General features: G+C 58.6%; 16 protein-coding genes and 1 riboswitch. Of the genes, 5 read left to right on the top strand and 11 right to left on the bottom strand.

Annotated features, from left to right (window positions below):
- Positions 1-7: 7 nt before the first annotated feature.
- Both AC13RE_RS22765 and AC13RE_RS22760 read right to left on the bottom strand, forming a co-directional pair.
- A complete protein-coding gene (locus tag AC13RE_RS22765; protein WP_488564612.1) occupies positions 8-1,081 on the bottom strand; it encodes a putative urea ABC transporter substrate-binding protein in 1,074 nt (357 codons plus the stop codon).
- A gap of 74 nt (positions 1,082-1,155) precedes the next feature.
- Positions 1,156-1,269, bottom strand: a riboswitch (guanidine-I (ykkC/yxkD leader).
- Between the two features lie 249 nt (positions 1,270-1,518).
- Positions 1,519-2,418, bottom strand: a complete 900-nt coding sequence (locus AC13RE_RS22760; protein WP_488564611.1) for a LysR substrate-binding domain-containing protein — start codon at positions 2,416-2,418, stop codon at positions 1,519-1,521.
- 110 nt (positions 2,419-2,528) lie between these two features.
- Between AC13RE_RS22760 and AC13RE_RS22755 the strand changes: the two genes are divergently transcribed.
- The 5 genes from AC13RE_RS22755 to AC13RE_RS22735 all read left to right on the top strand — a co-directional run bounded on the left by AC13RE_RS22755 (position 2,529) and on the right by AC13RE_RS22735 (position 5,796).
- Complete coding sequence (locus AC13RE_RS22755) at positions 2,529-3,281, top strand: SDR family NAD(P)-dependent oxidoreductase (RefSeq protein WP_488484018.1); 753 nt, start codon at positions 2,529-2,531, stop codon at positions 3,279-3,281.
- 261 nt (positions 3,282-3,542) lie between these two features.
- On the top strand, positions 3,543-3,980 hold the full coding sequence (locus AC13RE_RS22750; protein WP_488484017.1) for a curlin: 438 nt from the start codon (positions 3,543-3,545) through the stop codon (positions 3,978-3,980).
- A 69-nt stretch (positions 3,981-4,049) separates the two neighbouring features.
- Positions 4,050-4,448 carry a curli-like amyloid fiber formation chaperone CsgH gene (gene csgH, locus AC13RE_RS22745; protein ID WP_488564610.1) on the top strand — a complete coding sequence of 133 codons (399 nt, stop codon included), beginning with the start codon at positions 4,050-4,052 and terminating at the stop codon, positions 4,446-4,448.
- 173 nt (positions 4,449-4,621) lie between these two features.
- Positions 4,622-5,035 (top strand): curlin, encoded by a 414-nt coding sequence (locus tag AC13RE_RS22740; RefSeq protein ID WP_488484015.1) that lies wholly within the window; start codon positions 4,622-4,624, stop codon positions 5,033-5,035.
- 176 nt (positions 5,036-5,211) lie between these two features.
- Entirely contained in the window at positions 5,212-5,796 is a 585-nt protein-coding gene (locus AC13RE_RS22735; RefSeq protein WP_132719140.1) for a DUF4337 family protein, read from the top strand.
- Positions 5,797-5,822: 26 nt separating this feature from the next.
- On the opposite strand, the gene AC13RE_RS22730 is transcribed toward AC13RE_RS22735, so the two are convergent.
- The 9 genes from AC13RE_RS22730 to AC13RE_RS22690 all read right to left on the bottom strand — a co-directional run bounded on the left by AC13RE_RS22730 (position 5,823) and on the right by AC13RE_RS22690 (position 14,124).
- Positions 5,823-6,788 (bottom strand): magnesium transporter CorA family protein, encoded by a 966-nt coding sequence (locus AC13RE_RS22730; RefSeq protein WP_132719142.1) that lies wholly within the window; start codon positions 6,786-6,788, stop codon positions 5,823-5,825.
- A gap of 109 nt (positions 6,789-6,897) precedes the next feature.
- Complete coding sequence (locus AC13RE_RS22725; protein WP_488564609.1) at positions 6,898-7,905, bottom strand: hypothetical protein; 1,008 nt, start codon at positions 7,903-7,905, stop codon at positions 6,898-6,900.
- A gap of 382 nt (positions 7,906-8,287) precedes the next feature.
- A complete protein-coding gene (locus AC13RE_RS22720) occupies positions 8,288-9,586 on the bottom strand; it encodes a flagellar hook protein FlgE (protein WP_132719148.1) in 1,299 nt (432 codons plus the stop codon).
- A 160-nt stretch (positions 9,587-9,746) separates the two neighbouring features.
- On the bottom strand, positions 9,747-10,463 hold the full coding sequence (locus AC13RE_RS22715) for a hypothetical protein (RefSeq protein ID WP_488564608.1): 717 nt from the start codon (positions 10,461-10,463) through the stop codon (positions 9,747-9,749).
- Between the two features lie 122 nt (positions 10,464-10,585).
- Positions 10,586-11,215 carry an exopolysaccharide biosynthesis protein gene (locus AC13RE_RS22710; RefSeq protein WP_488564607.1) on the bottom strand — a complete coding sequence of 210 codons (630 nt, stop codon included), beginning with the start codon at positions 11,213-11,215 and terminating at the stop codon, positions 10,586-10,588.
- Positions 11,216-11,251: 36 nt separating this feature from the next.
- Entirely contained in the window at positions 11,252-11,563 is a 312-nt protein-coding gene (locus tag AC13RE_RS22705; protein ID WP_488564606.1) for a hypothetical protein, read from the bottom strand.
- A gap of 69 nt (positions 11,564-11,632) precedes the next feature.
- Entirely contained in the window at positions 11,633-12,616 is a 984-nt protein-coding gene (locus AC13RE_RS22700; protein WP_488564605.1) for a TerC family protein, read from the bottom strand.
- A 162-nt stretch (positions 12,617-12,778) separates the two neighbouring features.
- Complete coding sequence (locus tag AC13RE_RS22695) at positions 12,779-13,408, bottom strand: SAM-dependent methyltransferase (protein ID WP_488564604.1); 630 nt, start codon at positions 13,406-13,408, stop codon at positions 12,779-12,781.
- Between the two features lie 236 nt (positions 13,409-13,644).
- Positions 13,645-14,124 (bottom strand): Lrp/AsnC family transcriptional regulator, encoded by a 480-nt coding sequence (locus tag AC13RE_RS22690; protein WP_488484005.1) that lies wholly within the window; start codon positions 14,122-14,124, stop codon positions 13,645-13,647.
- Positions 14,125-14,195 lie beyond the last annotated feature (71 nt).

Raw genomic sequence — 14,195 nt, 5'->3', positions numbered from 1 at the left:
AGGAAGCTCAGAGCGACCCGTCGGTGGCCGACTTCATGTAGGCTTCGGTGAAGCGAAGCTTGACGTTGTTGCCGTCGCCTAGGACCTTGCCGTCGGGCATTTCGATGCCGATGACATCGGCGGAAGGCGCGCCATTGCCGAGAAGCCCCTTCTGGAAGAGGAAGTTGCGCACCAGATCCATGGTCTTCGGCAGGTTTGGCGAGGCGGTGAAGGAAAGCGCGTCGGCAGGCTTGTCGAAAAGCCGGGTTGCGGCGAGCTGCGCCTCGAAGCCCTTGAGGTCGGTGCCCGATGCCTTGCCCATGGCCTCGCGGGCAGCCTTGCCCTCCGGCGTGTCGGCCTTCGTCAGCGCGGCCGTTTCATACCAGATGCCGGCGAGTGCCTTGCCGAAATTCGGGTTGTCCTTGAGCACATTGCTGTTGGCGACCATCAGATCGATGATCTCGCCGGGGACCTGCGAACTGTCGAAGACTTTCTTGGCTGTCGGGTCCTCGAGGATGGTCGAAACCAGCGGGTTCCAGGTGACAACAGCCGAGACGTCAGGCGTCTTGTACGCTGCGACCATATCGGCATCCGAGGTGTTGACCACCTTCACGTCGCGTTCGCTGAGCTTGATGCTGTCGAGGGCACGGGCGAGCAGATAGTGCGAAACGGAATATTCGACGAGGTTGACGTTCTGGCCCTTGATGTCGGCAAGGCTCGTCTTGTCCTTGAGGATGACGGCATCATTGCCGTTCGAGAAGTCGCCGACTATGACGGCCGTCGTATCGACACCGCCGGCAGCGGGAATCGACAGGCCGTCCATGTTGGTCAGCGTCACCGCGTCGAAGGCACCGGCCGTATACTGGTTCATCGACTCGACATAGTCGTTGAACTGGGTGACCTCGATATTGATACCGTATTTATCGGCCCATTTCTTGACGATGCCGTGGTCGCTCGCATAGCCCCAAGGCATCCAGCCGACATAGATCGACCAGGCGACCTTGAAGCTGGTCTTCGGCGCAGCACTGGCGACGGAACCGAGCCCGAGGGCCAGCGAAACGGACAGGGCTGTAACGGAAAGGATTTTCGAAAAAGTCTGCATTGAAATTCCCCTTTTGCTTTTGTCAAAAAGGGATCGGCAAAGACCATCGCGCCGCCAATCCCTTGGCTTACGAGGTCTCCCGGGCTTTTATCCCGCCGTGCATCCGGTGGGATTTCTCCCCCAACCGGTGGTGGCTCTCGGACCAGCCACGCTCCATGTGAAGCGCCGGAACCCTAGCCACCAACTCAGCAAAACCCGAAGCAAGCGGCGTGCCAGATCGTAACCTATTGATTTCGTTGCTGGGAGGATGTCACGGTTCTGGTGAAAAATTAAGCAACAGAAAAATTTGCATGAACGGTGTGCATATTTAAGGGTGCGTTGCGCCCGCTGGATGAGATCGAAATCCAGCTCATTTCGAAAATGTTGGGCTCGGGGTATCGCTCTCTCCGTTACCGAATCCCGCATATGTCCGACTTGGCACAAGGCTGAGAATTGCCTCAACGTACCAGTGCATCCTTGGGAAAACCGGCAGCGAGGCTATCGATGAAACTGCGGACCGCTGGCGGAAGACCGCGGCGCGTCGTGAACACAATATGGACCAATCCCTTCACCCCGCGCCAGCTCGGCAATACGCGCACGAGTTCGCCCTGCTCGAGCGCTTGCCGGCAAGTGTGATCGGGCAACAATGCGACGCCCAGCCCTGCGAGCGCGGCTGCCCTCACGGCAGTAAAGTCGGCGCAGCCCATTCTCGGCTCATGGCGAAACACGTGCGTCTGGCCCTCCTCCGTCTCGAGAAACCAATTGACCTCACCCTGGTCATCCGTCGTCGAAAGCGTCGGTTGGGTCGACAGGTCATTGAGGCTGTGGATGCGGGCGGCGACCTGTGGGTTTGCGACGAGAATCCGGACCGAATTTCCGAGCGACCTCATGGTCAGCGACGCATCGCCATCGAGCGATGTTCGGACCCGGAGCGCGACATCGATCCGTTCCTCGATGAGGTTGACCGGCCGATCGATCGCGACGAGTTGCAGGCGCACCTTCGGATGCCGAGCCAGGAATTGCATCACAAGCGCGGAGATCGGCTCGACCAGTCCCGTCGGGCAGCTCATACGGATCAGGCCATGTGGCTCCGATTGAGCTTCGGCCACCAGGGCTTCGGCGCGCTCTGCTTCCGCCAGCATCGCCTTGCAGCGCTCATAGAAGGATTGGCCGATGTCGGTCACCCGAAAGCGGCGGCTCGATCTTTCAATCAGCCGCACCCCGAGCCGTTCCTCCAGCCCCGCAACCCGCCGGCTCAGCTTCGACTTCGGCTCGCGCAGAGCTCGCCCCGCGGCAGCGAACCCGCCGTGGGCGACGACCTCGGCAAAGTAGAATAGATCGTTGAGGTCAGATCGCATCGACGTTCTCCATTTGGAACGATGAGTATCAAATTTGCCTGCTATTTGCAGCATCGTTCTGCTGGCATGTTCTTTTCAACGGCAACGAGCCGTAACAAAGGAGCATGACAGTGAGCAGGAAATTCGAAAACAAGGTCGTGATTGTAACCGGCGGCACGAGCGGCATTGGCCTTGCCACCGCAAAAGCTTTCTCCCAGGAAGGCGCTGCGGTCTTCATCACGGGCCGGCGCAGGGAAGCGCTCGATGCTGCCATTCGGCAGATCGGCGGCCGTGTCAAAGGTGTGCAGGCCGATATGAGCAAGCTTGTCGATATCGACCGCCTGTATGATGCTGTTCAGCAGGAGCATTCGCACATCGACGTGGTTTTTGCGAATGCCGGCGGCGGCGAGATGGTGCCTCTCGGCGCGATTACCGAAGAACACTATCAGAAGACATTCGACACCAACGTGAAGGGCACGCTCTTCACCGTTCAGAAGGCGCTGCCGCTCCTGCGCGATGGCGGCTCGATCGTCCTCACCTCGTCGATCACGAGCATCTCCGGCACACCTGCCTTCAGCGTCTACTCGGCAACCAAGGCTGCCGTGCGCAATTTCGCCCGCAACTGGATCCTCGATCTCAAGGATCGCCACATTCGCGTCAATGCCGTCAGTCCCGGCGTCACCGAAACAGCCGGTCTCGACGAACTCTTCGGCAATGGTGAGAGCGCCGAGAACACGAAGAACTACCTCGCGAGCCTCATTCCCGCCGGCCGCATCGGGCAGCCCGAGGAGATCGCCAACGCAGTCCTCTTCCTAGCATCCGAAGAGGCCTCCTTCATAAACGGTATCGAACTCTTTATCGACGGCGGTCAAGCCCAGATCTAAGGCATGATCGCAAGGAGAACGACCACGTCAGGCATCGCAACGATGCTTGATTAGTCTCCGCCCGTTGAAGACGTTTTACAGGCCTGAGTCCGATCGTTGGAGCGGTGTCGCTATGGCATGGCGCGCTCGCTCCTCGACGATCCGGGCGCGGATTTCTGCGAATGAATGCTGTCTGAATGGTGCCTTCAGCTTCCATTCCAGGGACAGGTTCTAGAAGAGAGACGTTCAACCGCGGTCCTATCCGCCTCAGGAGATATAGTCATGATCCGCACGTCTATCATTGCAACCGCACTCGTCGCACTCGTCGGCATCACCGCCGCAGCCCCCGCCATGGCCAATGATGTGCGTATCGAACAATATGGCTGGTCGAACTCCGCAGGCGGCGCTCAGGAAGGATACGGAAACCGGATCAGAACCTATCAGAACGGTGGCTACAACCGGATCATCGGCCATCAATATGGTCGTCACAATCTTTCGGCGGTCGGTCAGGAAGGCAACGACAACTATGGCGCTACTTATCAGAACGGCAACCGCAACGTAGCCGGCATCGGTCAGTTCGGCTCCAACCATACGACCATCCTTACCCAGGACGGCAATGGCAATATCGCGGCCGGCGTACAGGTCGGTCATGGTTGCAGCGCCAATGTCAGCCAGGGCGGTAACGGCAATGTCGCGGCCTTCGTCCAGGCATGCCCTTAAGGCGCGGACGCGACTGCGCAACGACAAAGATACCAGGATACCAACTGCAGGCCGTTAGGAGGATGACCCATGGCAAATAACATCAAATATCCGCGCCACCTGATGGCGATTCTAGCATTGGTCCTGCTTCCCGTCGGCGCCGTAGCGGCCATGACTGCGGCCAATCAATCCGACGGGGCGCAGCTTTGCGAAATCAAGGCAACGCCTGGAGCAGGTATGGTGAGACTGGATGCGCTCGTCCACGCCGACAAGCATGTCGGCGGGACCTACACTTTCCATGTCGAAAAAGCCGGAAACGGTGGAAGTTCCGCCATCAACCAAAGTGGCGATTTCGACGCCAAGGCGGGACAGGCAGCAATTCTCAGTTCCGTTTCGCTCGACTCCAAAGGAACGGAATACAAGGCGACGCTGGATGTCGTGATCGGAAATAAGAGTTTCAGCTGCACAAAGCAGAGCGGCGACGACTGATCGGCCTACAAGACCCCGCAAATTCCCCAAAAGGGCGCCGACTTTCGGCGCCCTTTTGTTTTCCATCAGCCTGAAATGACTGAACGAGAACTGAACGGGTAATTCCAAATTGGTTCAGCCGCGAAATGCGAGAGTTGATCATCGGCCAAGGCAGCCGACACATGGAGATCAGGATGACCCGCAACGTGTTTAAGATCCTTACCGTCACCCTTCTTGCCGGGACCCTGGGGCAGGTGGCATTGGACGCCCCAGCCTATGCTGGCGGCCGGATCTCGTTCAACCTCGCGCCGGATAATGCCGAGGATGCCAATATTTTCTCCACCGGATTGCGGGTCTATTCGCTCTACCGCGATCTGAAGGGCGCCGATATCCGGCAGCTGGGACGGGGAAATGCGGCCGGCATCGCTCAGGCTGGCCGCGGTAACGTCGGCTTCATCCAGCAACGGGGCAATGGACATTCCGCGACCTTGCAGCAGAATGGCAATAACAATGCCTATGGCATTTTCCAATACGGGCGAAATACGGAAACCAACGTGGTGCAGGATGGCGATAACGGTATTGGCGCTACCTTCAGCTATGGCTGGTAAGTAATCTAATAAGGCAATCTAAAGCAGATCGAGAGTAGTGGTCATCCATCGAACTCCGGTCAGGCTCTCTATCTCTAGAATTGGGCCATGTAGGGGAAATCTCTTTTCAGCCCGTTTCAGTTGCAAAGATTCATGCAAGAATACGCATCCGATTATTCTACTTTTTGAGCTGCACAATGCCTGAAGAGATCGAGGTTGATACCGATAAGTTGCGCGAAGCTATCGACGAGGAGATCGAGCGGAAATCCGCCTCGCTTCTGCGTTTCATCGCGCTGACGACGGCGTTCTTTGCCGCGCTCGCGGCAATCGGCTCCCTTCTGGCGGGAGGCTCGATCAACGAGGCGCTGGCTTTGAAGACCGAGGCGGCTCAAAAGCAGGCCCAAGCCTCCGATCAGTGGGCTTATTATCAGGCGAAAGGCATCAAGGCCGCGATCCTGAAATCGCAGATGGAGCTGCTCGCCGCGCAAGGCAAGCCGGTGGCGCCGGATCTCGATGAAACGAGCCGGCGATATGCGGATGAAGAAAAATCAATCAGCGCTGCAGCCAATGAACTTGAAAAAATGCGGGATGAGAAGGATGAGGAAGCCAATCTCCTTATTCACCGTCATCACTACTACGCCTACGCGGTCGCCATGCTGCAGGTGGCAATCGCATTGGGTGCGGTGGCAGCCCTGACCCGCCGGCGCCCGGCGTGGTGGGGATCCGCGGCTCTGGGTCTTGTGGGTGGCATGCTTCTATTATGGGCCTGGGTCGCGAGGTAATTCAGCCTTCGCCGTCAAACGCTGCGTCAAAACCAGCCCTTCACCTTGAACCAAACCAGTGGGATGACGGTGCTCAATATGATGACCGCCCAACCATATTGATATCCCCAAGCCCAATCATATTCGGGTATGTTCTTGAAGTTCATGCCGTAGATGCCGGCAATAAGGGTTGGGGGAATGCCCGCGATCGACACGATGGTCAGAACCTTGAATATGTCGTTCTGAGCGATGCCGATCAATCCGACCAGAGCGTCCAGCACGAACTGGACTTTGTTGGAAAGTTGCTCTTCATAATCCACGAGCGAGTGGATATCTCGGCATAGCCCTAGCAGACGCGGCTCGAGATCTTCCGACCAGCTCTTGGCTTGCTGTTCCGTATAGGTCACAACACGTCCGAGACCCTGCAGACCGTCTCGAATCTCGGAGAGGCGGTCTCCCAGACGCCCCACCTGGCGTAATTGTGCTCGCAGCAGCTTGTTGGCACGGGCTGCATGGTGGCCGCGAGGATCCTCCGCGCGAAAGGCGCTTGTTGAAAGGCCGTTGAGCTCTCCTGCCAGATGCTCAAGGGCATCGGCGACGCGGTCGACGATGTCCTCGCAGAGCAGGGTGAACACTTCAAGGCTCGATGTCGGCGCATCCTGTGCGGCAAAGCTGGCCGCAACCGCGTCCACCGCCGGCAATGTCATAAACCGGACTGTGACGAGGCGATGCGCAGATAAAACGAAGCCGATAGGAGGGGTTGTGTCGGCTCCCTCCGGATGTCGGGCGGCCGATGGCGTGCTCATATAGAGCACGCCATGCTGATTTCTCAGCCGGCTCGACGTTTCGATTTCACTGAGAGCGCCCAGGGAAGGGAGGGGAGCACCAACGGCTTCTTCCACCTCCCTCAGCTCGGCGCTGGTGGGGCTCAGGAGGTCGATCCATGTAGCGTCTGCTAGCGCTTGCGGCTTGCCCTTTTTATCCGCTTGCGGCACCGGGAAAACACTTAGCATCTCTCGTGGTCACTCCCTGCAGTGTGGCGAGGAGCTCTCGCCTCGTTTGAAGACTGCGGCGACGACCGACCGTCGCTTGTCGAATTTCCGGACTTTGCCTTCACGAGACTCACTGCTGATCGCAGATCGGGATCGGCCGGGCAGGCGGTGCGGGATGGTCCTTCTTATACTGGACGATGATCGGCTCGAGGGTCTCCTTGGGCCAGAACTTGGGCGTGCCGATTTCCTTCAGGCAGGATTCGTTCCAGTACAATCCGGATTGGGCAGGGGAATGTCCGGCCGCAACGGCCTTGGCAACCGCCTTGATGTCCGAGGATTCGGGATAGATGTAAAGCGTCGTCGGATTGTCCTTCACCATGGAGATGATCTGATTGGCATCCGAGGCTGACCAGCTTGTGCAGCCGTCGCTGCGGCCACCGGCATATTCGACCAGCTTGCCGAGCGGAACATATCCGTCCCGGTTGGCATAGGGGCTCTGTGGGTCTTTCTTCATGCAAATGCCGGCGACCTTGGCGGCCGCATGTCCGCCGATGGCCCGCTGCCGCGCATTGGCGGTTTCGCCCTCACCGTCAAACTGGAGGAAGGTGCGAAGGTAGGCGACCTCCTTCGCTTGCGAGAGCTTGTAGTAACCCTTGAAGGTCGTCTTCGTCTCTTCCGTCACATAGGAGCCGCCCATCGTCAGGTTGGAATCCATCGCGTTGCCGAAGTTCTTCGCACACATGCGGCCATTACCGAAATCGGCAACACCTTTGAGATCGCGACCGCTGCCATGGCCCGATGAGACGACACGAAAGGTCTGAGTCGCTTCGCAGACGATATAGAAGCGGCCTGCCGACTTGCCGTCATTCGGCGTGTTCGGACGAGTGGCGTCCATGGCGAAGTAGCAGGGATTTTTGACCGCGCCTTCGCTTACTTTCCGCATATAGAGCGCACGGGCTCTCTGCAAGACCGGCAGGGCAATCTGCCCGTCACCCGCGCCGACATAGGCGCCCAGCCATGCCGGAATATCCGGCTGCCGGGTCGCTGCCAGTGATTGCGATGTGGCAGGGATGACGAGGGCGAGGGAGCAAAGGCTGAGCATCTGGGCGACGCTTCGAAGGGCATATCTCAACCGCACGGAAATGGTTCTCCTATCAAATATCCTGGATCTACACCCGGCGCTGCCGGCTAAAGCGGGTTTGACAGCGAGCCTGCCCCACAAGCCCGGCTGTCATGCGCTCGAATCCAGAAATCATATTTGTGCGCTGCTTTGCTGAACGAGACCCTAACAGGCGCGGGAATCTCTGCTGACTAGGAAAATTCTGTGCCTGCGATTCATTTTCTCTGCCGGTTTGCGTCAGCATTCTTCAGCGATCGCGGCGCAAATATGGCGGAGCTCAGGTCCCTCTGATGCGAAGAAAACATTGCACATAGCCAGGGTAACATCGTCAGGTCGCGGCCGCATCAAGGCGAAATAGAAAAGGGCCCCGAAGGGCCCTTGTGATCGATCGGCGCGAAGCTTAGCGCTGGAGGTTGACCAGCACGTCCAGCAGGTCGGCGCCCGTCTGGAACACCTTGGAATTGGCCGTGTAGCTCTTCTGCGCCTGGATCATGTCGGTGAGCTGGCCGGCCAGGTCGACATTCGATGCTTCCAGCGAGTTGGACTGGATGTAGCCGAGGCCGTTGCTGTTGGCGAAGCTCGTGACGGTAACGCCGGAATCGGCATTGGCCTGATAGACGTTGCCGCTCATGAGCGTCAGTTTGTCCGGGCTTGCAACGGTTGCCAGCGGAATCTGGTAGATCGCCTTCGGATCGCCTTTCGCATAGTTGGCGTAGACGACGCCGTTCTTGTCGATCGTTACACCAGTGACGGGTGCAGCTGCTTGCCCATTGGTGGACCCGGTGGAAGCGAAAGCCGAGGCTTTCTGGGTCATTTTGGTCAGATCCATTGCGATCGACCCAGCAGTCTTCGGATCGGTGATCGTAAAGCTTCCGCCGCTCGTCATGTTTCCGTTTGTATCGAAGGTCAGCGTGCTCGTTGCTACAGGACCAGATGAATAGGGGAAGGATGAGCCGGTACCCGTCGCCGCGTCGGCATTGCGGTAAACGGCGACCTGCCATTGATCCGTCTTCGGCGGCGTTGTGGTGATGTCGGCAGCCTGCGTCTTCGTATAATAGATGTCATACATGACGGTGTTGCCGAGTTTGTCGTAGGCAACCACCGAGCTTTTCTGAGTGTTCGACGTAGTTGTCGCCAAGTTTGCGCTCGGTAGCGTCTCGGTTGCGCTAGGCACCACAACCTTAGCACCCGAATTCAGGTTACCGGTAAAGCTGCCGGAGGTCGAAGGAGAGTTGGCAAGGCCGCTCTGGTTGACGTTGATCGGCACGAGGCCATCGAAACCGTTGACGACAACAGCGGGCGCGCCGGAGGCGTAGGAATAACCCATCAGGGTGTAGCCGGCGGAATTGACGAGGTTGCCATTGGCATCGGGGGTGAAGTCACCCGCGCGTGTCAGAACCGTCTTGCCGTCGGCGCCCTGCACGACGAAGAAGCCAGCGCCTCTGATCGACAGATCGGTGCCGGAATTGGTGGATATGGCATCGCCCTGCTGCATCACCGAATAGCTGACATTCGTCTCGACGCTACCGGAATTGTAATTGCCGCCGCCCGAGGGCAGGATCAACGACGAAAAGCTGGCCGTTGCCGACTTGTAGGCCGTTGTGTTGACGTTCGCGATGTTGTCCGACACGGTGCTAAGCTTATTTGCTTGCGCGTTCATGCCTGAAACGGACGTTTTCATGCTACCAAAGATGCTCATTGGTTCCTCGCACGTTGCTGATGCCGCCACGATAGCGAGGGTGACTTGTGTGAAACTGGCTTTTTCCTGTGTTGCAAAGTCGAGAAAAGTTTTCCGCTTCGATAATCGACGTGCGGCGGAGCTTTGAATTCCGGTGAGGCTGTTAAGTCGCGGACCGTGCCTATTGCGCGGGCAAATGCGGGGCAGGAAAGTCCAGCACGCGGCTGGTATAGCTTTCGATCAGCGCACTGAACGGCGTGCCGTCCGGCAGCTTCAATACGGCGTGATGTTCGAGAAGAAACGGAGGTAGGGCGAGAGGCGCGCCGGCGGATGGCGGGAGATCGACACCGGTGTCCCAACCTTGCGGGAGAGGCGGCCAAAGCAACTTTGCCGACAGATTCGTGCGGGAGAAATTAAGGGCCTGAACGGCCCGACCGAAGGCGACGTCGCTCGTTTCAAGGGCCTTGTTCATATCTGCCGTAAGCTTTGCCGGCACATACCAGTTATCCGCCTCCGACAGCACGCGATCGCCGCATGCGAGGCGCACGCGGCGATAGGCGACAGGCTCGTCAGCTCCGACCGCCAACAGTTTCCGGATTTCAGCACCGGCAGGCTTATCCTGGCCGCGCACGCGCTGTGCAACGATTTTCGAGCCTTCCGGGGCAAGCTTATGCGCAGCGCACCAGCGATCGAGCGTCAGCGTGGCGCTGGCATTGCTGAGGAGATCGGCATTCAGTGTCTGCAGGATTGCCAGCGCTTCCAGACGCGAGGTCGGCGTGTCGGGCCACCGAGAAACAACTGCCATCTCCTGCGCGATCGCAGTCTGCGCGCCAAGGGCAATGGCGAGGGAACTGCCGAGAGCGATCATACGGACGAATGACGGGGGCTTTGATGGCATGCGCTGAAATCCTCCGGCGGATTTGATTTTACGGCCGAGGCCTTATGGCTGATTAATATGTCGCTGGCATAAATGGCAGGCCCGCCGCCATTGGCAAGACCCGAAATATTGGGAAGGCGCGTCTACGATCCGATTGCGTTCAGACCTGTGACGGCCATCCGAATAAGGCCGGCCGTGGCGACAAAAGCCAGAGCGGAGACGAACAGCGCTGCCAGGATCATCAGGCCATCCCGTGCCATCAGGGCGACCGCGATCGCCACGAGGGCAACGACCGGCAGATAGTTGCCGAGCGGGATCGGCAAGGCAATGGCGATCGCCAGCAGGAAGATCGGGAACGAGAGCAGCCATTGCATGGTTGCGCCCGTAAAAAGGGCCAGCCGTCCAGGACGAACGGCCGTCTCGATCCTGGCGAGGATCGGCGCGCTGTAACGCACGGTGAGTTCCACGATTGATGGCGAAAGCCTGCGCCGGCCGAGGAAGGCCGGCAGCCATATGGTCCGGCGACCGATTGCAATCTGCGCCGCCACCAGGGCAAGCGCACTGCCGAATACGACGCCGAACGGTCCCGGTATCGGGATCAGGGCGGGCAGGGCGAGAAAGAGAATGGTGAAGGCCGTGCTCGTGTGCCGGAGGCAGCAGAGCACTTCACCCACCGAAATACCGCCTTGCTCATGGGCGAGCCTGGCCAGGTCGCGCAGCCGAGCCGATGCGGTATCGTCATGCCGCGTGGTGCCAGCCGTCTGTTGCGTCATCCGACGTCACCGGATGTGGCTGATGTAGGTGTAGCCTCAGGCTTCATCGGCAGCTTCCCCCTTTCCTTGGATGAGCTTGATGACGGGCGCACAGTCCGGATTGCTTTTGTCGAGCAGATCGGCAGGGCTGCTCCAGCCGGTCGAGAGGCCGATGACGGTGGAAACTGTCCAGAAGGTGTCTTCGGAGGCGCGCCGCGCCAGGGCAGGGACTTCGGACGAAAGACATGCTTGCGATTGCCTGAGGGTCTCGGCCGGCTGACCGGCGGCAACGGCGTGCCGCTCGATCTCGGCTTGCAGAGGACCGAGGGCGAAAGTTGCAAAAAGGGCTGCGAGGAGATTGGAGATCATGTCTGTACCTTGTCGGAGATCTGTTCGAAGCGGGGAGGGACGTGCCCCGGAGTAGGGGCACCCCATGCATCAGGCGCTTTCGGCCTTGTCGCGCGTCTTCAGCAGGCTCCAGCCGACGCCGCTTGCAATGATGGCGAAGGTGATGCCGAGCGAGAGGGCGGCGGGGAATTTTTCGAGACCCAGCATGTCGGCGACGAAGATCTTCGAACCGATGAAGACGAGCACGATGGCGAGCGCCGGCTTCAGATATTGGAAGCGGTGGATCATGGCGGCGAGCGCAAAATAGAGGGCGCGCAGGCCGAGGATCGCGAAGATATTCGACGTGTAGACGATGAAGGGGTCGGTGGTGATCGCGAAGATCGCAGGAACCGAATCCACGGCAAAGATCACGTCTGCCACTTCGATCAGCACGAGCGTCATGAAAAGCGGCGTGATGAACCAGACCATCTTACCGGTCTGCGGATGCGGCTGCTTGATGAAGAAGCGTTCGTCGTGATGATTTTCGGTGACGTTGAAGCGGCTGCGCATGAATCGCACCAGCGGGTTCTTCGACACATCCGGCTCGGCATCCTTCACGACCAGCATCTTGATGCCGGTGATGATAAGGAAGGCCGCGAAAACATAGAGCAGCCACGAGAATTCGGCCACCAGTGTCGCGCCGACGCCGATCATGATCGCGCGCAGCACGATGACGCCGAGAATGCCCCAGAAGAGCACGCGGTGCTGATAGAGGCGGGGCACGGCGAAGAAGGCGAAGATAAGGGCAATAACGAAGACGTTGTCGAGAGCCAGCGTTTTTTCGACGACGAAGCCCGTCATATAGGCAAGGCCGGAATCGGCGCCGAGATACCACCATACCCAGCCGCCGAAGGCGAGGCCAAGGGTGATATAGAACACGGAGAGCTTGATGCTCTCGCCGACGCCGATCTCCTTGTTTTCCTTATGCAGGACGCCAAGATCGAAAGAGAGAATGGCGATGACGAGCGCCAGGAAGCTCATCCACATCCAGAGTGGCTTTCCCAGCCACTCGACGAAGAGCAAAGACGTTTCCATGAGAGAAAACCCCTGTCGGCGCGGTGTCGGAAACGGTCCGACATCGCAAGAGCGCCGACGGCTCTCACCAGAGGGGCCCGGACCAGCGGGTTGGCCAATAGCTGGGAAACGACTGTTTGCCTTTCAAGGGGCTTGCGCGCATTTTGCGGCAGAGCGGCAACATCATTTGCCCGTCTCATCCGTGGCCCGACCGATGTGAATGCCGTAAATGCTTGCCCTCTCCTGTGCGACGAAATCCGCCAGGGCGGGGGGAATTTCGACGTGACCGCTGTGCCGCCCGAGGATGTGGAATCCTTTTGGAAGACAGGTTGCGATGCGGTCGATTATCTTTTCATAATCGACAACAAGCATCTCCCGTCCCGCCATGAGGCTGAAAAGCTCCGCGTCGGCGATAACGTGCTCATTTTCGCAGAACCAGTAGGAGGAGATCGTCAGGTCGGGAATATAGCCGATCGGTGCCGGCAGGTTTCGTTGCTCGAACTGGAAACGCCCAGGCAGTCCTGCAGCCGATATCAGTTCCCGGGCGAGAGAAAGCTGATGTTCGGATATGTCCAGACCGTGAAGCTGAAGCTCGGGATTGCCGGCGAGATAAGCAAAGGCAAGGCTGAAAGCACCGGAGCCGCAGCCGAGGTCACATACTCTCCTATATTTGTGAACAGTTGCCTCAAGGCTGGTGAGCGCCCGCAGGCATTTCAGGGAATTCCGCATCCCGAATGCACGCATAAAGGCATCGGCGGCGCGGCTATAGTCGAATATCTCTATCTGACGCCTGCTTTCGACGGCATTGCGCAAGGCGATGGAATCGTTGCTTGGATGATACAGATGATTGCATCTGAGCAGGACTTCGGCAAATTCTTCGAAATGCCGCGTCTGTACATCCGTGGTCATGCAAGCCGATCCTCGCCAAGGAGATTGTCTCTGGTATGATTGGAAGGGCTGTATGCGCAGAAAGCAACCCCTCAAAACTAGCCCTTGACGCTCCACAGGGCACAGCCGCGTAGCGGTGACCGCCAAGCGCCTTCGCCATATCAGCCGTGTGGCAAATGAACCGGAAATCCCTCGAAGGTCTTGAGGGTATCGAGCACGATCGCCGTCTTCACATGCTGGACCGATTCATGCGGAAGCAGCACGTCGTTGACGAAACGGGAGAGATCGGTGAGCCCGCGGGTGGCGACCTTCAGGTGATAGTCCATTTCGCCCGTTAACGCATAGGCTTCCAGCACCTCGGGCAGACCGTTGATGAGCTGCGAAAACCGGCGGGCATTATCGCGATTATGAGTGGCGAGCGTCACCGAAATGACCACGAGCATGTCCAGCCCCAGCTTCTGTCGGTCGAGGTTGGCCTGGTAGCTGCGAATATAGCCCTCCGCCTCCAGCCGTGTGCGGCGGCGCGAGCATTGCGAAGGGGATAGTGCGATGCGTTCACCCAGTTCGTTGTTCGTCAGTCTGCCGTCTTTCTGAAGCTCCTCCAGCAGGCGTAGATCCAGTTTATCGAGCTGTTCTTCCATTGCGAAAAATCCTCAAAATCCTCACGAAACGTGCGTAATATTTGCTCTTTCGGTAAAGATGGCAAGTTTTC

The sequence above is a fragment of the Martinezella sp. CNPSo 3959 genome, from assembly GCF_057784355.1.
Note: the sequence above shows the minus strand (reverse complement) of the source record. Positions and strands in the feature narration are given on the sequence as shown.